Source organism: Actinacidiphila oryziradicis, assembly GCF_005047355.1.
Lineage (GTDB): Bacteria > Actinomycetota > Actinomycetes > Streptomycetales > Streptomycetaceae > Actinacidiphila > Actinacidiphila oryziradicis.
Map to the genome: position 1 here is coordinate 14,520 of NZ_SUMC01000035.1, position 21,732 is coordinate 36,251.

Consider the following 21,732-nt stretch of genomic DNA (forward strand, 5'->3'; position numbering starts at 1 on the left):
TTACTCATGGTGCGCACCGATGACGGTGGGCTCGCGCACGTCAGAAATGAGGAGTGCAGTGCTGAGAACACCGCACCGCGCGCACCTGCGGAGACACACCACGCTCCCGCGCATGATCGGGCTAGCCGCAGCCGCCATCATCGTGGCCACCGTCCATCCGGCCGGCCTCACCGGCGCCTCGACCGTCCACCAGTCCACCCCCGTCCCGGCCCCCGGGACCGGCGACGGGACGCTGACCATCCGCACCGTCAGCGACGTCGACGGTGACGGCAGCTACGACGCCGCCCTCGACACCGGCATCCCCGGCGCCCGCGCCGTAGTCACCGACGCCGCCGGACATACCGCCACCGCCACCACCGGCCCGGACGGCACGGTCACCCCCGACCTCACCGGGCTGAGCGGCGGCAAGTACCGCGTACAGCTGTCGCCGCCGCCCGGCGGCGCACTGCTGCCCGCCCCGGCCGGCGGGAAGCCGCCCGCGCTGTCCGCGCCGACCTCCTTCGTCGACGTCTCCGGGGGCAAGGCCGCCCAGGTCACCACCGGCCTGTGGGACCCGTCGCAGTACTGCCAGGCCAACGCCAAGCTGCTCACCTGCGGCCTCGCCCGAGGGAACGCCACCGGACAGAAGGGCCTGGTCACCTTCGACGGCTCATTCGGCCCGGCACACCCCGGCGGGACCGCCGCCACGACGGCAACCCTGACCCACAACGAGGAACAGCAGGCCGTCTTCGGCATCGGCACCGACCGCACCGGCAACGCCTACCTGGGCACGTACGTGAAGCGGCACACAGAGTACGGACCGGCCGGCGCCGTCAACGCGATCTACCGCTACAACCGCACCAGCGACAAGGTCACCACCTTCACCACGCTCCCCGGCACCCTCACCGCCCACACCAAGGGCACCGCGCCCTTCTATCTCGCCGACGACGCCGTATACGGCAAGGTCGGCCGCGAGGGCATCGGCGATGTCGACGTCTCCGGTGACGGCACCCTGCTCTACGCGGTGAACCTGAACGACAACAAGCTGTACGCCGTGCCCATCAACGGCACCGGCGACGCGGTCACCGCCGGAACGGCGGGCTCCTACCGCATCCCGAAGCCGGCGACCGGCTGCGCCGGCGAATGGCACCCCTTCGGCCTCGGCGTACGCGGCTCGCGGGTCCTGGTCGGCGGCGTCTGCGGCGCCGAGAACACCGTGTCCAAGGCCGAGCCCTGGGGCGACCCCTCCCGGATGCGCGGCTTCGTCTACACCTTCACCGGCTCCGGCTTCACCCCGTTGTTCGACTTCGGCCTCGACTACCCACGCGGCTGCGCCTACCGCTTCACCGGCGCCCCGGCCACGGCCTACCGGTGCGACGACACCACCACGGCCGGGCAGCGGATGAGCGCCGACTGGGAGGCCTGGAACGAGCGGGTGCCGCGCACCGAATCGCACCTGTTCGTCAGCGCGCCACAGCCGATGCTCTCCGACATCGAAATCGCCGACAACGGCGACCTGATCCTCGGCCTGCGCGACCGCTTCGCCGACATGCAGGGCAACATGACCCAGGCGTACCACAGCACCGAGCTGGTCAGCGCGGTCGCCGCCGGAGACGTACTGCGCGCCTGCTCCCCCGGCTCCCCCAGATCCCCCGGCTCCCCCAGATCGCCCGGCTCCTCAGGCTCCGCCGACTCCTTCCGCTCTTCCCGTAGGTCCTTCAGCCTGGAGAAGAACGACTCCTGCGGCGCGCTCAAGGGCGCTCTGCCGGACAACGAGCAGGGCCCCGGCGGCGGCGAATTCCACAACGACCGCACCACCCACGAGGACGCCGTCCACGACCAGATCACCGAGGGCGGCCTCGCGCTCCAGCCCGGCCGGAACCGGCTCTGGAGCACCGCCTACGACCCGTTCGACGACTCCCCCTTCGAGCAGGGCGTCCGGCTCTGGAACCCCGACAACGGCAGCATCACCGGCAACCGCGCGCTGCAGAGCACCCATGACTCCGGCAGCGTCCTGTTCGGCAAGGGCAACGGCCTCGCCGACCTGGAGCTCGTCTGCGACCAGGCACCCGTCCAGATCGGCAATCGCGTCTGGTACGACACCGACCGCGACGGCATCCAGGATCCCGGCGAGCCCCCCGTCCCCGGCGTCAAGGTCACCGCGACGCCAAGAGGAGGCGGCACCGCCATCGCCGTCACCACCGACGCCAACGGCGAGTACTACATCGGTACGAAGAACGGCCTGAAGCCCGGCACCTCCTACGACCTCGCCTTCGACCACACCGCCGCCACCACCGCCGGACTCCCCGGCTCCCCGACCGCCACCGGGCTGCGCTGGACGCTCCGATCCGCCGGTTCCGACCGCCGGGTCGACTCCGACGCCGACTCCGCAGGCAAGGCGACCGTCACCGTCGGGAAGGCCGGAACCGTCGACCACACCATCGGCGCCGGCCTCATTACCCCGCTGAACACGCTGGGCGACCGGCTCTGGTACGACACCAACGGCAACGGCGTCCAGGACGACGGCGAGTTCGGCGCGGCGGGTGCCGACGTCGGGCTGTTCGACCCGGCCACCGGCAAGGAGCTGGGAAAGACCACCACCGGCGCCGACGGCAAATACCTCTTCACCGACCTGAGCGACGGCTCGTACAAGTTGTGCTTCCTCCCGCCCAATGGATACTCCTTCGCCGGGCGCGACACGGGCAGATCCGGCGACGGCTCAACGGCCGCCTTCCCCAACGGCTGCACCGAGCCCGTCACCCTCGGCCCGGACCACCGGACGGACCTCACTCTCGACGCCGGGCTGGTCAAGGCGGCGTCGCGGCTCACACTGGTGCACAAGGACGCGAAGAAGAGCACCCTCCTGCCGGGTGCCGTCTTCCAGCTCTGGCAGGACACCAACGGCACCCCCGGCCTCCAGACGAGCGGTGACCACCCCGACACCCGGCGCGCCTCAGCCTGCGCAACCGACCAGCTGGGGCGGTGCTCCTTCCACGACCTGCCGAAGGGCACGTACTACCTCAAGCAGATGGCGGTGCCCGAGGGGTACGCCAAGCCCAAGAACCCGGTGACGGGTCCGTACCGGCTCACGGACGGCAAGGAGCTGCTGGTCGCCCTCGCCAGCAAGAGAGACCGGTGATCCAACCGGACCGGTGATCCATCCGGCAACAGTCCCCGGCAACACTTCCGGGTGAAAGCGACGCCGACCGCCCCCCTTCTCCAGCCCGGGGGCGGCTCGGCGCCGTATAAACCGCACCATGCCCCGCACCGTGCGTCACGTCATGGCCGCCGTCGTCGCCCTCGCGGCGGCGCACGCCCTCCCCGGCTGCGCCCGGCCCCCCGCCCCGGCCACGCCCCACACCGGCGTCCGGGCCCTTGACGCCACCCCCGCCGAGGTCATCGCCACGGTGCCGTCCGGTGACCACGCGATCGTGGTGCGCGGCGCCGTCGACTACCGCCGCCACCGCGCCCTCGCCTCCTACGAAGCACCCGGCGGCGACTCCGGCCTCCTCGCCTGGGATCCCTCCGGGGTCGCGGTGGCCCACAGCGGCGTCGCCCTCCGCTCCCCCGCCGAGGCCCTTCGCGAGGGCCGCCAGCTCCCCCGCGCCGCCTGGACCGGCCGGGGATACGCGCCCGGCCCGCTCGACGCCGCCCTGCGTCTGCTGCTCACCCTCGGCGCCGACGGGCGTCCACGGCACGTCGAGGTTCCCACGGGGACCAGCCGGCACCCGGTTGTGCTGGACGTCACGGGCGCCCGTCTGCACGGCACGGTGCCGCCCCGGCCGTGAGATTTGCGTCGCTCTCAGCCGGGCCGGGCCGTCTGACGTCCGCCGGAGCCGGAGCCGGAGCCGGAGCCGAAGTCGAAGCGGAAGCGGAAGCGGAAGCGGGAGCCGGAGTCACAGGTCGCTGTGGATGGCGCGGGCGATGCGCTCGATGCTCGTGATGCCGTAACTCATGGTGCTGTCGTCCTGCGACAGCACCACGATCCCGTAGTCATTGCCCTTACCGGTGAACGCTCCGATGCTGTGCACCCGCCACTTGTGTGTCGCGCGCGACAGCCAGCCGTTCTTCACTTGGACCGTCGCATCGCTCGGGGCACCGGCCGGCACGCCCCAGCGCTGGCTGGAGATGACCTTGTTCATCAGGCCCAGCTCGTACGTCCGTGAAGCAGTGGTCAGGACGGTGTTGCTCGCGGTCAGCAGCTTCAGCAGCTTCACCTCGTCACCGGCGGTGATCTGGGTGAGGCCCCAGTAGCCGTTCGCGCCGGGGGTGGTGGACGTCATCTTGGCGAGGGTCAGGAAGTGCTGGACGCCACTGACCTTGACCTGCTTCCAGAGCGTGGTGGTCGCGTCGTTGTCCGACTTCGTGATCATCGCGGTAGCGAGAGTCTTCTCACGCGTCGTCAGTACCCGGTTGGCTTCCTGCGCCTGCCGCAGCAGTGCCGCGAGCACTGTGGCCTTCACCACACTCGCCGAATCGTATTTCGTGCTCGATCTGTAGGTGCAGGTGGTGCTTGTGCTGCGGTCGTAGAGCGCGACCGCTGTCGTGCTATTGCGGCCCTTCAGTGCGGCTGTGATGTCCGTCGTCAGTTTCTTGGCCAGACCCGACTTCGCGGAGGAACAGGTCACTGTCGGGGTGGTCGCGACGGCGGGACCGGCTGCCGCGAGCACACCTACGAGTGAAGTGGCGGCCAAGGCCGCCGATATGCGCGATATGTGGGGTATGTGCACAGAAATTCCGTCCCTGTTCCGTGTTGCTTTGGCCAACGCTCATGAACAGGACACTTCAGCAGACGCTTAGGTTGTCCGGCTACCCCCGCCGGACCGAGAGCTTGGCCATATCGGTGGCCGATACCGCCTCCGCCCCGCCGGGTAGCGGATTGCAGACGGTGGGAAAGGTGGTTACGGCTGCCCCGGCTGCCCCGGCTGTGCCAGCCGCTTCGGCATGCGGAAGGGCCTCACGGCACTTGGCTGGTGCACGAGTCCCGGGTTCTGGCGGGCGTCGCTCCCTGCGGTCGCAAAGACAAAGGCGGCTGGCTACGGATGAGGGGGGAGGGGCCTCCTGTCCGTTGGCCGGGTGTCGGGTGGGTGGGTGGCGGGGCGAAACGGCGCGGCACCTCACGCCACCGTCGCCGAAGCATGGGTCACCGCGCCTGCCCGCCCGCCGCCCCTCGGCGACCCGCGCCCCCCACATTGAGTCGGTTCCTGAGGAATCGGTTACCTCGGAAGCGGAAACGGTCGATGTCTTGGGCGTGGGTCCCAGGAAGAAGGCCGGCGGTGCCGGGTCGGATGTGGTGGCGTCGGTCGCCGAGCCGGCGGCTGAGCAGGCCCGGGTGGGCGGGACGCAGCAGCTGGCCAAGCACCTGCTGCAGGACGCGCTGGAAGCCGAGATGGACGAGCGTGCGCGGCGGTGGGAATGCCCGCGCGTACCCACCCCGCCGCACCCCGCCGCACCCCGCCGGAACCGGCTGCGGGGCGGGGACGTTGGTCGAAGGAGGGGGTGAAAGCGAGGGGCGGCGATGGGCGACTTGGTTCCCGGAGGCAATCAGGCGATGCCGGTCGGCGTGCTCGTGATACGGGTGCGGGGGCCGTTCGATGTGTCGGTGCTGATCACGGGTCATGGAGGGAAGGTCGCGGGGGACGAGGACTTTGTGTTCTTCAACCAGCCTGTCGCGCCCGGGGCTCGGCTGGACGGGGACACGGTCATGGTGGACCCGAGGCGGCTGCGGGCGGGGGCGAGCAGGGTCACGGTGGTGGTGAGCCCGGCTGAGCCGGGGACGCCGATGGGGCGGTTGCCGGTGCCGGTGATGAGTGTGATGGGGAGCGACGGGATGCTGGTGGCGCGGTTCATTCCGCCGCGTCCGACGCAGGAGACCGTGTTGTTGCTGGCGGAGATCTACCGGCGCGGGACGGAATGGAAGCTGCGGGCTCTCGGGCAGGGGTACGCGGACGGCTTGGCCGGAGTGGCGCGGGACTTCGGGGTCGATGTGGCGGACGACGGTAGCTCTGGTGGGGCTGACGGGGGCTTCGTGGGGCTGGTCAATGCCGAACGGTCGCGCAGCGGCGTGCCGGCGCTGGCGCTGGATGCGCGGCTGGTCGCTGCGGCGCGGGCGCATGCCGGGGTGATGGCGGCGCAGGGGCAGCTGGGGGCGGAAGGGCCGGACGGGACTTCGCTCTTTCACCGGGTGGCGGCGAGCGGGTACGCGTATCTGACGATCGCGGAGCACAGGAATTCCAGGCCGGCGCTGCGCAGTACGCGGGCGCCGTCGAGGAACACGGTGACCGAACCGTCGGCGCGGCCGGGGGTGTTGAGGTGTACGGCCTGCTCCACGCAGGTCCAGCGGCCGGTGGGCCACAGCCACTCGCCGCGGCCGAGTGAGGTGCCGTGTTCGACGGAGGTCGGGAGGTACGCGTACACCTCCGCGGTGCCGCCCTTGCGCCACATGTAGCGGGTGGAGAGGCCGTCCGAACCGTCCGGGATGTGCCTGCCGCCGGTGACGGATCCGCCGTAGAGGCCGGGGAGCTTGCCGCCCTTGACGAAGTCGAACTCCGGCGGGAAGCGGACGTAGTAGCGCAGGTGAAGGGTGTCCGTCGGCCCGGAGCGCAGGGCGAGGTAGAGCTGGGCCCCGCCCTCGGGGTCGTGGTATTGCCTGGTGACGGTCGGGCTGGCCGAGCGGGCCGGGTACCGCACCCGGAGCAGGCGGCCGAGGGCCGAGTGCGGCTGGTCCAGCAGCAGGGCGCGGGAGAGTCCGAAGGAGCCGTCGCTGCGGGCGAGCAGTTTGGGTCCGAAGAACCGGGACACGGAGGCCGCGTCCCGGCTCAGCGGAGTGCCGGAGGTGGGGGTGGCGCTCTGGGACGCGCGCGGGCGGGACCCGCTCGTGGAGCATCCGGCGAGAGCGGCGGCGGCTGCCGTGACCGCGGTCGCGCTCGCTGCGATGATCTGCCGTCTGCGCATGGTGCTGATGCTCCTGTCCTTGGGCGCCAGTGCCCCGTCCCCCGTTGCTGCGTACTGCGTACTGCGTGCGCGCTTGTGCCTGCGCGCTTACGCCTCCGTTCAGGCGGCGCTGACGATGCGGTAGTCCACCTCTGCCGTGCTGGACGTGGTGGCGTGCAGCGTCAGGTCACCGGTGGAAGAGGCGGTGCCGGTGGCCACGGTGGTGCCGCCCGCGGTGAGGGCGTACGCGGCGCCGGGGGTGAGCCCGGAGGCGCTGAAGGCCAGGTCGGTGCCGGAGGTACCGGATGCGACGACGGCCTCGTACGACGCCGCTCCGCTCGGGACCCGGGCGGTGGCGCTGCCGCTGCCGGGCAGGACGGCCAGCGGCAGCGGGGTGACGGTCACGGCGGAGGCGCTGGTGGATGCCAGGGTCAGTGTCGTGGTGCCGCCGCTTGTGGTGAGCGCGGTGGTGACGGAGGGATAGGCGCCGACCTTGTAGACGGTGCCCTTGGTGCTGGTGAAGGACGCCGAGCTGGCGCTGTCGACGGTCACCGTCGTGGGCGCCTTGGCGTCCTTGAAGATGACGCTGCCGGGAGTGGTGGCGTCCCCCTTGATGGAGTAGCCCAGCGAGGAGGGTGCCGTGTTGCCGGAGAAGACGGTTCCGGTGCTGCGTGAGCACCCCGGAGCCGAAGGTTCCGGTGAAGGTGTTCCCGGTGAAGACCGTGCCGTCGCTCTGGTTGAGCTTGATCGCGTTGCTGCCGGAGCCGTTGAAGGAGTTCCCGCTGAAGGTGAGGTTCGTCGGGCGGCCGGTGGAGTTGGTGTACGCCGGTGGAGATGCCGCTCAGATTCCGCTGGTCGGTGCCGCCGGCGGCCAGGCCGTTGCGGCCGTTGCCCTGTGAGGTCAGGTTCTGGACGGTGGTGCCGGTGTCGCCGTTCAGTACGACGCCGTCGCCGACGGAGCCCTTGACGGTGACTTTGGACAGCCGCACGCCGCTGGATCCGGCGAGCCGCAGGCCGGTGCGGTTGCCGACGAACGAGGAGCCGACCGCGTAACCGGTGCTGCCCTTGCCCCAGGTGACGCCGGAGAATCCGGCGTGGCCGGTGCCGGGGAGGCCGAAGCCGGTGATCGTGCTGTCGGTGATGTCCAGCTGTCCGCCCGCTCCCATGAGGATGTACGGGCTCCCGGCGGTACCCGCCGCCGAGGTCTCACGGCCGTTCGTGTCGACCGAGCCGAGGGTGGTGCCGCGTACGTCCAGGGTGGCGCGGCTGCCGCGTATCCAGGTCCCCGAGGCCGCCGTCGTACCGGCGGTGAACAGGACCTTCTTGGTCACCGGCCCGATCCTCAGGGTGGTGCCCGGGGTGAGCAGCACAGCAAAGATGGGGGCTTCCGCGGCCGGAACAGGTCGAGGAACCTGCCCTCCGCCGCTGGTCACGGGCCGCCGGCCATGTTGTTTGACGTTGTTTGACGTCCGGTGGGCGTCTGGTGGCCGTCCGACGGGAGTCCGACGGGAGTACGAACCTTCTCGGGCGCGGGTGTCACTCTTGTCGTCGGCGAGGGGCCCTTGAAGCATGCGGGGCCCGGGTGGCGGGTGAGCGAGAAGCAGTCAGGTTGTGTTCAGGTGGTCTGTGCCAGCGTGGCGCATCATGACCACCAACACGGAAGAGCTCGGGGCCACCGCGTCCCGCAGCCAGCAGTTGCTGAGCAAGGTCCCCGAGGTCACGATCTACTTCTGGATCATCAAGATCCTGTGCACCACGGTGGGTGAGACCGCGGCGGACTTCCTCAATACAAATCTGAACATGGGCCTGACCAACACGTCCTACGTCATGACGGTCCTACTGCTCATCACGTTGTTCTTCCAGTTCAAGGCCACCAAGTACGTCCCCGGCATCTACTGGCTCGCCGTCGTCCTGATCAGCGTCGTCGGCACCCTGGTCAGCGACAACCTGACCGACAACTTCGGCGTGGCCCTCACCACGACCACCATCGTCTTCGCCATACTGCTGGCGATCTCCTTCGGTGCCTGGTACGCCAGCGAGAAGACGCTCTCCATCCACAGCATCCGCACCCCCCGGCGGGAGGCCTTCTACTGGCTGGCCATCCTCTTCACCTTCGCCCTCGGCACCTCGGCCGGTGACCTCACCGCCGAGCGGCTGAACGTGGGCTACTGGCCGTCGGCCCTGCTCTTCGGCGCGCTGATTGCGGTCGTGACCGTCGCACACGTTAAGTTCAAGCTCAACGCCGTGCTGGCCTTCTGGATCGCCTACGTCCTGACCCGCCCGCTCGGCGCCTCCATCGGCGACTACCTGTCCCAGCCGACCGGCGACGGCGGCCTGGGCCTCGGCACCGTCGGGACCAGCGCGATCTTCCTCGTCACAATTCTTGCTCTCGTTGTCTACCTGACCGTGACGCGCAAGGACCTGACTGTTCTCCGGACGGCGGAAGAAGCCTGAGCCAGAGGCAGTAGTATTTACGTTGTTGTAGAAGTTAGGTATCGCAGGACTACGGTGAGGAACGCGGCATGGGGTCGGCACTCGCGGTGAACATCATGGATCCGACGTCGCTGCTGTCCACGTTCGGCGCACTGGGGATCATGGCCGTGCTCTTCGCGGAGACCGGTCTGCTCGTCGGTTTCTTCCTGCCGGGCGACTCGCTGCTCTTCACGGCGGGCCTCTTCACCACGACCAGCGCGACTGCCACCGTGCATCTGTCGCTGCCGTACGTGCTCCTCGCGGCGGCGGTCGGCGCCGTGGCCGGGGCCCAGACCGGCTACCTCCTCGGCCGCCGGGCCGGGCCCGCCCTGCTGACCCGGTCCAAGAACGCCAGGCTCCATGAGGCCGCCGAGCGCTCCGCCCAGCTCCTTGAGCGCTACGGTTACGGCAAGGCGATCGTCCTCGCCCGATTCATTCCGCTTGTGCGTACGGTGCTCAATCCGCTGGCCGGCGCCCTCGAGGTGCCGGCCCGGGTCTTCACCCTCTGGCAGGTCATCGGCGGCCTCGGGTGGTCGCTCGGCGTCACGATCGCCGGTCACATCCTTGGTGCGTCCATTCCCGGCATCGACCAGTACCTGCTGCCGATCATCGCGGTCGTCGTGATCCTCTCCCTGATCCCGGTCGTGCTTGAGGTGCGCCGCGCCCGCGCCGAGCGCCGCGAGGCGACGCGCGACTCCGTGAGCTGACGCCGCGTCGCTGCCGGTGCGGGTTCCGCCTGCGGCCGCCTACGACCGTGTGGACAGTCGCGCTTAGAGGCCGCCCCACCTATTCGCGCGGCCTCTTACACGCCGCTGATCGCCGGGCGTCGGCAGCCGCAGTCGTGGTCGCAGGTCACGCGTGGGATGGGTTTGTCTTCGTTGGGTGCGTTGGGTGCGTTCGGTGCGGTGGGTGCGTACACGGGCTGGCCGTCCCAGCAGCCGCGCTCGTTGTGCCCGGCGGGTACACCGCGCTGGACGCTGGAGTGCGAGCAGGGTGGGGTAGTACGACTTCGACGCCTCGATTCACCCCGTTCTAGCGGACCGTCTCCGGGGCCGCCTCGTATGCCTGGTCGAGGGGGCCGGGCGACGTCGGGCTGACCGGCGAGCGTGGCGCTCGGGTCGTCCGGGGCAGCTTGTCGCTGTCAGGGCAGGGGGCGAGGCCGTAGCCGTGTGGTCCCTGGCGGCAGCGGCGTCGGCGTCGTGGAGGCGGCTGCCTTACCCCGCAGGGAGCCGGACGACGAAGCGCGCGCCGGTGCCGGGTTTTGGGGGCGCCAGGTCGAGGTCGATGTCGCCGCCGGCTGCGCGGGCCAGGCGGCGGGCCAGGGCCAGGCCGAGGCCGGCGCCGTCGTGGTTGTCGGAGGGGTCGGCGCGGCGGCCGGGTTCGAAGATGGCGGGGCCGATGGAGGCGGGGACTCCGGGGCCGTCGTCGGAGACGGTGAGGTGGATGCCGCCGGGGACGGGGGCGCAGTGGACGGTGATGGTGTGGGCGGCGTAGCGGCGGGCGTTGTCCAGGAGGGGGGTGAGGATTCGCTCGGCGACGGCGGCGGAGACCCCGGCGGTGACGTGGGTGCCGCGTACGGAGATGGGCGGGGCGCCGGGGTGTTCGGCGGCGGCGCGGCGGGCGAGGGCGTGGGCCAGGTCGAGCAGGGCGCAGCGGCCGGGGACCTGGGCGGTGCGGGTGCGGGACTCGGAGAGCAGGGTTTCGCAGATGCGCTGCATGGTGGCGGCGGCAGCGGCGATGGCCTCGTGGGAGGCGCGTTGTTCGGACGCGCTCCGTTTGCGGGCGGTGAGCCAGTCGGTCTCGGCGGTGATGCGGGCCAGCGGGGTGCGCAGTTCGTGGGAGAGCTCGGCGGACTGCTGCTGTTCGTGGCGGAGTACGGCGGCCAGCCGGTCGAGCAGTTCGTCGAGGTTGGCGGCGAAGGCGGTGAGCTCGGCGGGGCGGGCGGCGGTACCGGCGGCGGTGCCGAAGCGTTCGGCGGCGCCGCGCTCGCTCCACTGCGCGGCCTGGGCGCTCATTTCGGCGACGGGCCGCAGCGCCCGCCCGACGACCGTACGGGTGACGAGGTATATGCCGCCGAGCAGCAGCGCCGCGAGGATCGCCGACCCGGCCAGGACGGAGTCGGCGGTGCTGCGGTAGGGGTCGAGGTTGACGGAGGCGACCACCGTGCCGACCTGGTGTCCCCCGGACTGGACGGGCAGGGCGTAGAGCCGGGAGGCGTAGGGCTCCGAGGTCTGTACGAAGTGGTGGCCGTGCCCGGCGAGCAGATCCGCCCGCTGCTGGAGGCCGCTGGGCGCGACGGGGCGTTCGATCGCGCGATGGCCCTGGTAGATCCAGGTGCCGACGTCGAGGGCGCGGTCGTCCGTCGGCTCGTTGACGGTGAGACGCCCACCCGACTGGACCTCGATGGTCGCCGCGACGGCGGCGGCCCGGGTGCGCAGCAGTCCGTCGGCCTGTTCGCGCAGCCGGGTGGCGAGGACGAGGTTGAAGCCGACCGTGAGCAGCACGACCCAGGCCGCTGTGGTGACCAGCGCGAGCAGTGCGAGGCGGCCCCGCAGGGTGGCCGGTCCGGGCAGCCGCATCCGCATAAGGAGGAGCCGTCTTGCGGCCCGGCTTGTGGCTCGCTTCATGGCCGCCTCATGCGAAGCGGTAGCCCACGCCTCGTACCGTGCCGATGCTGCGCGGGCTGTCCGCGTCACGCAGCTTGCGCCGCAGGCGGGCCAGGTACTGGTCGAGGGTGTTGTCGCTGACCTGGGCGCCCTCGGGCCAGGCCGCACGTAGCAGCACCCGTCGGCGGACCACCGCGCCGGGGGCGGCCATCAGGCAGGCCATCAGCCGGAACTCGGTGGGGGTGAGGGCCACCGGCACCCCGCGTACCTCCATCACGTGCTGGACCGGGTCGAGCCGCAGCTCCTCGACCTCGACGGAGGATTCGCGCCCGGCGCGGCGGAGTGCCGCCCGCACCCGGGCGGCGAGCTCGACCAGGTGGAAGGGCTTGGCCAGGTAGTCGTCGCCGCCCGCGGAGAAGCCGGAGAGCCGGTCGGCGAGGTTGTCGCGGGCTGTGAGGAAGACGACCGGGGCGTCTATCCCGGCGGCGCGCATCGCCTGGCAGACGTCGCGGCCGTCGGAGTCGGGCAGGCCGACGTCGAGGACTACCGCGTCCACCACGCGGTTGAGGACGGTGCGCAGCGCACCGGCTCCGTCGGCGGCGGTGAGCACCTCGAAGTGCTCTTCACGCAGGCCACGGGCGAGTACGTCGCGGAGTCCGTGGTCGTCCTCGACGACCAGAACGCGGTGGGCGGTCACCCCGCCAGTATTACCCGCCGCCCCCGGAACACCGGATCGGCGGTGTACGTGCTCAGGTTCTGTACAGGTTCCGGTGCGCTGTGAGCACCGTGTTTGTCGCGGCCGTCGCGCTAGCGTGGTGCCGTGGCACGCATCGTGGTGATCGAGGACGATCCCGCCATCGGCGGGAGGCTGGCGGAGACACTGCACGCCCTCGGCCACGACGCCGAGTGGTGCCGTGATGGCGCGACCGCCCTGGCCCGGGCTGCCCGGGAGCCCGTGGAGTTGATGCTGGTCGATCTCGGGCTGCCCGACATGGACGGTTTCGAGTTGTGCCGCAGGCTGCGGGAGCGGGCGCCCGACGCGGTTCTGGTCGTGCTGACCGCCCGTACGGATGAGATGGATGTCATACAGGCCTTGGAATCCGGCGCGGACGACTATCTGACCAAACCGTTCCGGCTCGCCGAACTCCAGGCCCGGCTGGCCGCGCATCTGCGCCGGGCCGCGCCGGGCAAGGACGGTGCGGCGGCACGGATTCGTGTCGGGTCGCTGCTGGTGGACCGGGCCTCGCGTCGCTGTTTCACCCCTACAGGTGAGGTTGAGCTGCGGCCGAGGGAGTTCGACCTGCTAGCCCGGCTGGCCGCGTCGCCCGGGGAGGCGATCAGCCGGGAGGAGCTGATGAGCCAGGTCTGGGACGAGAACTGGTTCGGCCCGACCAAGACCCTCGACGTGCATGTCGCGGCGCTCCGCCGCAAGCTCGGCGACCGGCTCCCGATCACCACCCTGCGGCACTTCGGCTACCGCCTGGAACCGCCGAACCAGGGCACGGGCGGCGGCTGACATGCGCCGCCGCATCCTGCGGGCGACCGTCGCGGCCGTGGTGTGCGCGGTGCTGCTGTTCGCCGTGCCCCTGGGCGTCGCGGCGCTGCGGCTGTACCGCCAGGACGAGGTGCGTGAGCTTCAGCAGACCGCCGACCAGGTCGCGGTGAGCGTGCCCAGGCAGCTGCGCGGTTCCGGCGATCCGATGGAACTGCCCCGCACCGAGGGCGGCACCCGAATCGCCGTGTACGACACCGGCGCGCGCCTTGTCACCGGCTCCGGTCCCGCAACCGGGGACGGGCCGGTGCGCGGGGCGATGGCCGGCCGGGCCTCTTCGGCGACCCTCGGCGGCAGGCTGGTGGTCGCGGTTCCGGTGGGCTCCGGGGAGCAGATCCGGGCGGTGGTACGGGTGAGTTCCTCCGCCGCCCAGCCGGTGCACCGGGCCGTGCTCACCTGGGCCGCCATGGGCGGGCTGGCGGCGCTCGCGGTCGGCGTGGGCGTGCTCGTCGCCGTACGGTCCAGCCGGCGACTGGCCCACCCGCTCGAGGCCCTGGCGGCGACCGCCGGACGCCTGGAGACCGGCGACCTCGCCGCCCGCGCCGCCCCCTCCGGCCTCCCCGAGGCCGACGAGGTCGGCGGCGCGCTCAACCGCGCCGCCGAACGCATCGACCGGCTGGTCCAGCGCGAACGCTCCTTCAGCGCGGACGCCTCCCATCAACTGCGGACCGCTCTCACCGGGACCCGCCTGGAGCTGGAGAGCGCGCTGGCGGCGCGCGACCGCGCCGATCCCTACGGAGCGATGGGCTCCGCCCTGGAGTCCCTGAACCGTATGGAGGCCACTCTCACCGACCTGCTCGCCTTGGCCCGGGATGTTCCGGAGCGCGCGCCTCTTGATGTCGGGGCTCTGCTTGCGGAGGTTGAGAGTCGCTGGCACGGGGAGCTTGCCGCTGCCGGGCGGCCCTTGCGTATCGTCACGGACAACGAGCTGCCCGGGGCGGTCGGCTCGCAGCGGGCGGGGCGGCAGGTGCTTGATGTTCTGGTCGGGAACGCTGCGGCGCATGGGCGTGGGGCTGTGACGGTGCGGGCCCGGGAGACTGCCGGTGTTCTTGCCATCGACGTCGAGGACGAGGGGTTTGGGGTTCCCGATGACCTTGACCCCTTCGGGCGTCGGCAAGGCAATGGGGATGGTCACGGCATTGGTCTTGCGCTGGCCCGCTCGCTTGTCGACACGGAAGGGGGCCGCCTCTTCCTTTCCCGGCCCGGGCCGGGCCCCCGCTTCACCTGGCTCGTCGCCGCGCCGGGCGGCTAGGCGCCTGCGGCGCTTTCCCCCTCCCCGCCCCTTCCTGGCTGCGTCCGATTTGCGGCTGGCGCCGCGTGGGGGGCTCCGCCCCAGACCGCCCCCTACGCCCTGGCGGGCGTGGTGGGACCCCCAGTCCTCAGACGCCGGACGGGCTGGGGTGTTGCCCAGGTTCGGGAAGGGGAGGGTGAGGGTTGGGGGAGAAGGCCCGCCGCAGGCGGTCCCCGGGCCTAGGGCCTGTCCGGCCGATCTCCGCGGCGTCGCGTGCCCTGGCACTGGGGGCACCTCCCAGCGGTAGCTGGGGGAGCTCGCGGCGTTGTCGTTCCCCCAGACTCCGTCCGGGAGGTGCCCCCACCAAGCTCTCGGCTCCGCTCGAGCAGGGGGGACCCCCATCGCGTCGCCTCCTCCCGCAGCTACCGCTGGGAGGTGCCCCCACCTCCGCCTTGCGATCACAGGCGCCAGACCCCGCTCCTTCTCCCACGGAGATCGGCCGGACAGGCCCTAGAGCTCGCGGAGTTCGGTGAGCGGGGGCTGCCTGGCGTGCCGGGCGGCGGCGTACGCGGCGGCCGCGAGGGCCAGGGCGACGGCGACCACGAGGGCGGTGAGGTAGGACCAGGGCACGGCGAGCCGGTCCGGGGGCGGGTCGAAGACGCCGGTGAGGACCTTGACCAGCATTTGGGACAGGGCCCAACCCAGTGCCGCGCCGCATGCCCCGCCCGCGACGGCCACCAGCGCAGCCTCGCTCCAGACGAAGCCGGAGAGTTGGCGGCCCCGGGCGCCCAGGACGGACGCGAGGGCGAGGGTGCGGCGGCGCTCGGCGAGGCCGAGGGCGAGGACGAGGCCGCCGGCGGCGGCGCCGAGGACGAGGGCGAAGCCGAGCTCGACGCGGGTGAGGCCGCTGAGGTCGACGGCGGTGAGGCTGGTGCCGACGACGGTGCGGGCGGAGTTGAGGTCGGTGACGTGGGCGGTGGGGCCGAGGGTGGAGCGTACGTGCGCGGCGACGGCGTTCTGGCCAGTGCCGCCGGTGTCGACGAGGAGGGTGCCGACCGCGTTGTTGCCGGTCATCCGGGCGACGTACGCGGAGTTGGCGATGAGGAAGCTGTCCTTGGGTGCGGTGGGAAACTCCTTAACCACACCCGTGAAGTAAAAGGTGACGGGCCGCAGTTGGTGGGTGCGGGCGTCCTGGAGGCGCAGCCGCACCTGGTCGCCGGGGTGGAGCTGGAAGTCCTTCGCGGTCTCGGCGCTGACCAACAGGCCGTCCTGTTGCTGCCCCAGACGGTCCATGAGCTGCTGGGCGGTGCCGCCGGAGAAGTAGGCGTCCTGGAGACGCCCGGCTCCGACGACGGTGGAGGGCCGGACCCCGTAGAGGTCCTGGAGGTCGGCGCCGACGTACGCGAAGCGGTGCTGCAGCGGCTCGACGTGTCGTACGCCGGGCAGCGCGGCGACCCGGGCCGTGTCGGCGGGGCCGGTGGTGGAGGCGGCGGCCTCGGTGACGGTGACGTCGGCGCCATTGGTGAGCACCGCGTCGACGCAGGCCTGCTGGCGGTACGTGGAGTTGAAGACGGACGTCGAGGTGGCGAACGCGGCGGCGAGCGCCAACAGCACCACGGCCCGGACGACGGTGCCGCGCTGCCGGGACAGGCTCGCGGCGACGGTGCCGGACAGCGGTCCCGCCGCCGGGCGCAGCAGCCGGGTCAGGGCGGGCCGTCCGCGCCGTAGGAGGAGGTCCATCAGCAGCCAGGCCAGCAGGGCGCCGCTCGCCCACAGCAGGGCGGGGCCGGCGAACGCCCAGTAGTCGACCGAGAGGGCCGGTGTCCCTTCGGGGGCGAGGACGAGTGCGTAGTTGGTGCGGCTGGTGACGCTGAAGATCGCGAGGGAACCGGCAAGTAGTGCCGCCGCCAGCGCCCAGCCCGCCGAGCGCGGAACATGGCGGCGCTCCAGTGTGGACCGCCCGGAGACGATCGTCGCGCCGCGCAGGTCGCGGTGCGCGGGCAGCAGTACGGTCGCGCCGGCGATGACGGCGCCCACCACGAGCGCGGTCAGCGCCCAGCTGAGCGCGAACCCGGACGAGGTGAAGGCGGTGCGCCCCACCACCGCCGCGATCGCCAGGCCGACGGCGCCGCCGAGTACGGCTACCACGGTGGCCTCGACGGCGGCCAGCCCGAGGAGTCGGCCCGCTGTCGCGCCGCGGGTGCGCAGCAGGGACTGTTCCTTGCGCCGCCGTCCTGCGCCTGCCGAGGCGACGGCCGCTGTCAGGGCGCCCGCGAGCAGTGCTCCGGGCACGCCGAGGAAGAGGAAGAGGAGCTGGGCGTAGAGGGCGTCGGACCGGGCGGCGTCCAGCACCGCCCCCAGGTTGTCGCCGACCAGCCCGGCCCCGGTCAGCCGCACTTCGGTGTTGTGCGCGGCGCCGGTCTCGGAGCCGTACGCGGCCGCCGGGTCGTGCGGCAGGGTGTGGCTGCGCAGGACGTGCACCTGCTGGTGCACCAGGTCCGGGCGGATCTTGGCGAGCGGGTCGAACACCGAGTGCCAGCGGTCCTGCGGCAGCAGTACGACATTGTCCGGCGGCGCGGACGGCTGTGACTGCGCCGGTGCGCCCACCTTCTGGAACAGCGAGTCGGCGTGCGGCAGGTCCACGACGCCGTCGATCCGCACCGGTACGGCGGGCAGTCCCGCCCGGGCGATGCTGACGGTGTCGCCGGGTGCGGCGTGCAGGTTGGCGGCGGTTTGCTGGTCGAGGAGTACGCCGTTGCCGCTTCCCGCCAGCACCCGTATCGACCCTGGGAAGGCGGATGCGTAGCCGGCCGGGATCCCCAGCACCTGACCGGGCCCGGTGGCCTGCGAGGTGCCGCCGGTCGTGGCGTTGAGGCCGCTGGTGTCGCCGTATCCGACGGGCAGCGCCGTCCGGGTGCCGGGGGTGTTCCGTACGGTGGTGAGTACCGACTGCGGGTCGGCGCCGGTCGCGACCTGCACCTGCCAGTCGACGTTGACCTCGCGCACGGCCTGGGCGGTCATCGTTGCCCGGGTCGAGGAGAGGAAGCTGCCGAGGGTGGCCAGCAAGGCCACGGCCGTGGCCACGCCCAGCGCGGCGCCGAACAGTCTGCCGCCGCGCCTTCGCAGCAGTCCGGCGAGCCAGATCCGGATCATCGTGGGCCTCCAAGTGATTTGCGCTGATCGCCAACCGGTTCTGCTTCCGGTTCCGCTTCCGTCTTCTCGCCCGGCCGGACGAGGCGGCCGTCGGCCATGTGCCAGCGGGTGTCGAGCTCGTCGGCGACACGGGGATCGTGGGTACTGATGACGACGCCCGCACCGAGTTCGGCGGCGGCGGCGAGCAGGACGGCCAGCACATGGCGGCCGGTCTCGCGGTCGAGCTGGCCGGTGGGTTCGTCGGCGAGGACCAGCCGGGGCCTGCGGGCCAGCACCCGGGCGACGGCGACCCGCTGGGCCTGGCCGGCGGACAGCTCGTCCGGCAGCTTCTCGGCCAGGCTGTCCAGGTGGAGGCTGTCGAGGGCGGCCCGGGCACGGGCGGTTGCCTCGGCCTCGGGTACGCCGTCGATGCGCAGCGGCAGGGCGACGTTCTCGACGGCGGTGAGCGGCGGCAGCAGGCTGGGGCCTTGGAAGACCATGCCGATGTGCCGGGCGAGCCCGTCGCCCGTCGTCGTCAGGCCAGGGTGGCTGACCCGGCCGGCGGTGGGGCGGTCGAGGCCCGCCATCAGGTGCAGCAGCGTGGACTTGCCGGAGCCGGAGGGCCCGACGACGGCGATCCTGGCCCCTGGGGGCACCGTGCAGGTGGCGCCGTGGACGGCGACGACGGCGCCGCTTCCGCGGCCGTAGGTGCGGGCCGCGTCGTCGCAGCGTACGAGGGGTTCTTGGTCCTTGGCGAGCACGGCCATCACACCCACCTCCCGTCGCGCATCCGCAGCACCCGGTCGGCGACGGCGGCCACAGCGCGGCTGTGGGTGACGACGACGACCGCCGTGCCGGCGGCGGCACGTTCGCGCAGCAGCGTGAGCAGCCGCCGTTCGGTTTCGCCGTCGACCTCGCCGGTCGGTTCGTCGGCGAGCAGGACGGCGGGTGTGTTGGCCAGGGCGACGGCGAGGCCGGCGCGGGCGGCCTCGCCGCCGGACAGTTGGTTCGGCAGGGCGCCCGCGCGCTCACCGATACCCACCCGGTCGAGGAGTTCCTTGGGCGGCACGGGCGCCGGTCCGGGCGCCAGCCGCTGTACGAGGGCGATGTTGTCCCGCACTGTCAGATGCTCCAGGAGGTTGTTGGACTGGAAGAGCACTCCGATGTGCCGGGCCCGGATGCTGCTGCGCTCCCGCTCACCGCGATGGCTGAGCCGTTCACCGGCGACATGCACCGTGCCGCCGTCCGGCTCGTCGAGCCCGGCGAGGCAGTTGAGCAGCGTGGTCTTGCCCGATCCGGAAGGGCCGGTCACGGCGACGATCTCGCCGGGGGCGGCGTCGAAGCTGACGCCCTGGAGCGCGAAGGTCTCCTCGTCGCCGGCCCGGAAGAACCGGTACAGGGAGTGGGCGCTGAGTGCGGTGGCCGTGGTCGTGGCCGTGGTCGCGGTCATCAGGACCACCGGAAGGAGTCGGTGACGATCTTCCAGGGGTCGACGTTGTCCGCGTTGACGGCCCCGGAGAGGGTCAGCACGGTCTCCTTGCCGCTCTTGAAGAACGCGTACCGCTGTACGTCCAGCTGGACGCTCTTCCCGGTCACCTGGTCGGGCGCGGAGTCGGCGAGGTACTCGGCCATGACCGGGCTGCCGCCCTTGCGCTGGACGACGGTGACCTGGCGGAGAGCGAAGCCCGTGCTCTTGCCCTGGATCGCGGGGATGTCGGTGGAGCGTACGGACTGGGCGGTCGGAGCCTTGGCGGCGGCGAGGCTGTCGATCCGGATGCTGTTGAACTTGTCTGCGAAGACCGTCGCCGAGCCCTGCGTCGTACGGGACCAGCCCTCGGGCACCTTCACGGTGAATCCGCCGGCGGACGGCGACCACGGCACGTACGCCTGGGTATCGGGGATGTCGCCGGGTGGAGCCGACTCATGGGCTGGGGCCGGGGAGGAGGCCGAGGACGAGGGGGGCGCCGACGAGGTTCCGGATGACCCGGATGAGGAGGAGCAGGCCACAGCGGTTCCGGTCAGCAGTACCAGACCGGCCGCCGCTGCGGTAATGGGACGACGACGCATGGTGCGACACCTCCGCGCGAAAGTGGGACGGCAGGGCCACCGTCTTTGGGCCCGACGCTACGAGCCGGCCGGCCAGCGCCCGGGCCGCGTGCGGTTAGCGCACGGTTAACGCCACGATTCGCTGATTGTCACCAACCGATCACTCATGGTTAAGATCCATTGATGATCAGCACATTGCGGGAGTTTCGGCGGGTGGGGCGAGCGGTTCAGGTGCTCGTGGTCAACCAGTTCTTCATGAAGGCCGGCTTCTACATGCTCATGCCGTATCTGGCGACGCATCTGACCTCCGGTCTGGGCACCGCCACCTGGGTGGCCGGACTGGTGCTGGGAGTGCGCAGCTTCAGCCAGCAGGGGCTGTACGTGCTCGGCGGCATGCTCACCGACCGCTACGGCGCGCGGCGGCTGGTGATCGCGGGCTGTCTGCTGCGCACGGTCGGCTTCGGGATGCTCGGGTTCGTCGACTCCCTGCCGTCGCTGCTGGTGGCGGCTGGGCTGACCGGGCTGGCGGGGGCGCTCTTCAGCCCGGCGGTGCGCGGCTGCCTGAGCGAACACGCGGGCGAGCGGCGGCTGGAGGTCTTCGCCCTGTCGAATGTCTTCCGGCAGTCCGGCGTGGTCATCGGCCCGCTGGCGGGCGTCGCGCTCATCGCCCTGGACTTCCGGCTGGCGTGCGCGGTATCGGCCGGGCTCTTCCTGGCCCTGACGGTTCTACAGGTCCGTACGCTGCCCCGCCGTCCGTACGAGGTCGAAGCGGCGGCCCAGCCGCTGCGCGGCTGTCTGCCCACGCTGCTGCGCAACCGCCGCTTCCTGTGCTTCTCGGCCGCGATGACCGGCTCGTACGTCCTGTCCTTCCAGGTCTACCTCGCCGTCCCGCTCCAGGTCCGCCGGGTGCTGGGGCCCGCGTACTCCGGCGCCGGGATGACCGCGCTGCTTGTGCTGTCCGCTGCCGTGGTGGTGATCGGCCAGGTCCGCGTCACCGCGTGGGCGCGGCGCCGCTGGACGCCTTCCCAGGCGCTGGTGCGCGGGCTGGTGATCATGGGGCTCGGCTTTTTGCCGCTCGCGCTCGCGGCGGCGTTCCCGTACGGCGATCTCGACCACGGGCTGCCCGAGTCACTCGGCGAGCCCTTTGATCTGGCCCCGACGCTGACTGCCGTGCTGCTGCTGGCGGTAGGCGGCATCGTCATCTATCCGTTCGAGCTGGAGATGATCACTCTGCTGTCGGACGGCACATATTTCGCCAGCTATTACGGGTTCTACAACACGATCTCCGGCATTGGCATGGCTGTTGGGGACTTCGCGACCGGCGCTGCGTGGGACGCCGGGAAGCGTGCCGGGGGGCCTGGGCTGCTGTGGTTCGCGCTGGTTGTGCTTGGCGCGGTGAGCGCGTGCGCGGTCGCCGCAGTGGCTCGCGTCCGCCCGGCTGCGCCCGCCGCGTAGCCGCTGCCGCGGGCACGGTTGCCTCGTGCGGGCCGGTGGTCGGCGTTGTGCCCACCCTCCCCCGGCTACCTACCCCAGCTTTCGGCCGGGAGGTGCCCCCATCTCGCTTCGCTCGGCCCTGCGGCACGCCTGCCCACAACGTCAGCACAATCCAGCCCGTCGGGCGGGGGCGGAGCCCTGGCAGCACCCCAGCCCGTCCGGCGTTTGGGGACTGGGGGTCCCCCCCACGCCCGCCGGGGCGTAGGGGGCGGGTCTGGGGCGGGGCCCCCGCGCGGCGCCAGCCGCATATTGGACGGAGCAGGGAAGGGGCGGGTCAGGGGAGAGCG

17 protein-coding genes and 2 pseudogenes are annotated in these 21,732 nt (G+C 71.7%); 9 read left to right on the forward strand and 10 right to left on the reverse strand.

Features of this window, described 5'->3' with window-relative positions:
- Positions 1–112: 112 nt before the first annotated feature.
- Positions 113–3,118 carry an SdrD B-like domain-containing protein gene (locus FCI23_RS30200; RefSeq protein WP_136727123.1) on the forward strand — a complete coding sequence of 1,002 codons (3,006 nt, stop codon included), beginning with the start codon at positions 113–115 and terminating at the stop codon, positions 3,116–3,118.
- Positions 3,119–3,236: 118 nt separating this feature from the next.
- On the forward strand, positions 3,237–3,767 hold the full coding sequence (locus FCI23_RS30205; RefSeq protein ID WP_136727124.1) for a hypothetical protein: 531 nt from the start codon (positions 3,237–3,239) through the stop codon (positions 3,765–3,767).
- A 108-nt stretch (positions 3,768–3,875) separates the two neighbouring features.
- On the opposite strand, the gene FCI23_RS30215 is transcribed toward FCI23_RS30205, so the two are convergent.
- A complete protein-coding gene (locus FCI23_RS30215; RefSeq protein ID WP_246144183.1) occupies positions 3,876–4,673 on the reverse strand; it encodes a serine hydrolase in 798 nt (265 codons plus the stop codon).
- Positions 4,674–5,230: 557 nt separating this feature from the next.
- Here FCI23_RS30215 and FCI23_RS64640 point away from each other — a divergent pair.
- Positions 5,231–5,377 (forward strand): annotated as a pseudogene (locus tag FCI23_RS64640) (IS256 family transposase); the annotation flags it as partial.
- Between the two features lie 120 nt (positions 5,378–5,497).
- Positions 5,498–6,205 (forward strand): annotated as a pseudogene (locus FCI23_RS30225) (TerD family protein); the annotation flags it as partial.
- Here FCI23_RS30225 and FCI23_RS60270 read toward each other — a convergent pair.
- The 3 genes from FCI23_RS60270 to FCI23_RS30235 form a co-directional block, all read right to left on the reverse strand.
- Positions 6,157–6,933, reverse strand: coding sequence for a polysaccharide lyase (locus tag FCI23_RS60270; protein ID WP_246144184.1), 777 nt, complete (start codon positions 6,931–6,933; stop codon positions 6,157–6,159). The pseudogene FCI23_RS30225 and the gene FCI23_RS60270 sit on opposite strands and share 49 nt — an antisense overlap.
- Positions 6,934–7,032: 99 nt before the next feature.
- A complete protein-coding gene (locus tag FCI23_RS56795) occupies positions 7,033–7,464 on the reverse strand; it encodes a hypothetical protein (protein ID WP_169317000.1) in 432 nt (143 codons plus the stop codon).
- The gene (locus FCI23_RS30235) at positions 7,461–8,282 is read right to left on the reverse strand and encodes a hypothetical protein (protein ID WP_136727127.1); all 822 of its coding nucleotides are present in this window, start codon (positions 8,280–8,282) and stop codon (positions 7,461–7,463) included. The genes FCI23_RS56795 and FCI23_RS30235 overlap by 4 nt, the downstream gene beginning before the upstream one ends.
- 274 nt (positions 8,283–8,556) lie before the next feature.
- Between FCI23_RS30235 and FCI23_RS30240 the strand changes: the two genes are divergently transcribed.
- Positions 8,557–9,366, forward strand: coding sequence for a COG4705 family protein (locus FCI23_RS30240; protein WP_136727128.1), 810 nt, complete (start codon positions 8,557–8,559; stop codon positions 9,364–9,366).
- 68 nt (positions 9,367–9,434) lie between these two features.
- Positions 9,435–10,091 carry a DedA family protein gene (locus FCI23_RS30245; protein WP_136727129.1) on the forward strand — a complete coding sequence of 219 codons (657 nt, stop codon included), beginning with the start codon at positions 9,435–9,437 and terminating at the stop codon, positions 10,089–10,091.
- 507 nt (positions 10,092–10,598) lie between these two features.
- Here the strand turns inward: FCI23_RS30245 and FCI23_RS30250 are convergent.
- Complete coding sequence (locus FCI23_RS30250; RefSeq protein WP_246144186.1) at positions 10,599–12,011, reverse strand: ATP-binding protein; 1,413 nt, start codon at positions 12,009–12,011, stop codon at positions 10,599–10,601.
- 7 nt (positions 12,012–12,018) lie between these two features.
- A complete protein-coding gene (locus FCI23_RS30255; protein ID WP_136727130.1) occupies positions 12,019–12,687 on the reverse strand; it encodes a response regulator transcription factor in 669 nt (222 codons plus the stop codon).
- 123 nt (positions 12,688–12,810) lie between these two features.
- Here FCI23_RS30255 and FCI23_RS30260 point away from each other — a divergent pair, with 123 nt between their 5' ends.
- Both FCI23_RS30260 and FCI23_RS30265 read left to right on the forward strand, forming a co-directional pair.
- Positions 12,811–13,506: a response regulator transcription factor gene (locus tag FCI23_RS30260; protein ID WP_136727131.1), complete on the forward strand. Its 696-nt coding sequence runs from the start codon at positions 12,811–12,813 to the stop codon at positions 13,504–13,506.
- A gap of 1 nt (position 13,507) precedes the next feature.
- Positions 13,508–14,794 carry a HAMP domain-containing sensor histidine kinase gene (locus FCI23_RS30265; protein WP_169317002.1) on the forward strand — a complete coding sequence of 429 codons (1,287 nt, stop codon included), beginning with the start codon at positions 13,508–13,510 and terminating at the stop codon, positions 14,792–14,794.
- A gap of 489 nt (positions 14,795–15,283) precedes the next feature.
- Here the strand turns inward: FCI23_RS30265 and FCI23_RS30270 are convergent, their stop codons facing one another.
- From FCI23_RS30270 to FCI23_RS30285, 4 genes are read right to left on the reverse strand one after another with little or no spacing between them, the layout of a single operon-like run.
- Positions 15,284–17,926, reverse strand: coding sequence for an FtsX-like permease family protein (locus tag FCI23_RS30270; protein WP_136727133.1), 2,643 nt, complete (start codon positions 17,924–17,926; stop codon positions 15,284–15,286).
- Positions 17,923–18,672: an ABC transporter ATP-binding protein gene (locus FCI23_RS30275; RefSeq protein ID WP_136727134.1), complete on the reverse strand. Its 750-nt coding sequence runs from the start codon at positions 18,670–18,672 to the stop codon at positions 17,923–17,925. The genes FCI23_RS30270 and FCI23_RS30275 overlap by 4 nt, the downstream gene beginning before the upstream one ends.
- Entirely contained in the window at positions 18,672–19,355 is a 684-nt protein-coding gene (locus FCI23_RS30280) for an ABC transporter ATP-binding protein (protein WP_136727135.1), read from the reverse strand. The genes FCI23_RS30275 and FCI23_RS30280 overlap by 1 nt, the downstream gene beginning before the upstream one ends.
- Positions 19,355–19,972: a hypothetical protein gene (locus FCI23_RS30285; RefSeq protein ID WP_136727136.1), complete on the reverse strand. Its 618-nt coding sequence runs from the start codon at positions 19,970–19,972 to the stop codon at positions 19,355–19,357. Before FCI23_RS30285 ends, FCI23_RS30280 begins: the two co-directional genes overlap by 1 nt.
- A 162-nt stretch (positions 19,973–20,134) precedes the next feature.
- Here FCI23_RS30285 and FCI23_RS30290 point away from each other — a divergent pair, with 162 nt between their 5' ends.
- Positions 20,135–21,406, forward strand: coding sequence for an MFS transporter (locus FCI23_RS30290; protein WP_136727137.1), 1,272 nt, complete (start codon positions 20,135–20,137; stop codon positions 21,404–21,406).
- Positions 21,407–21,732 lie beyond the last annotated feature (326 nt).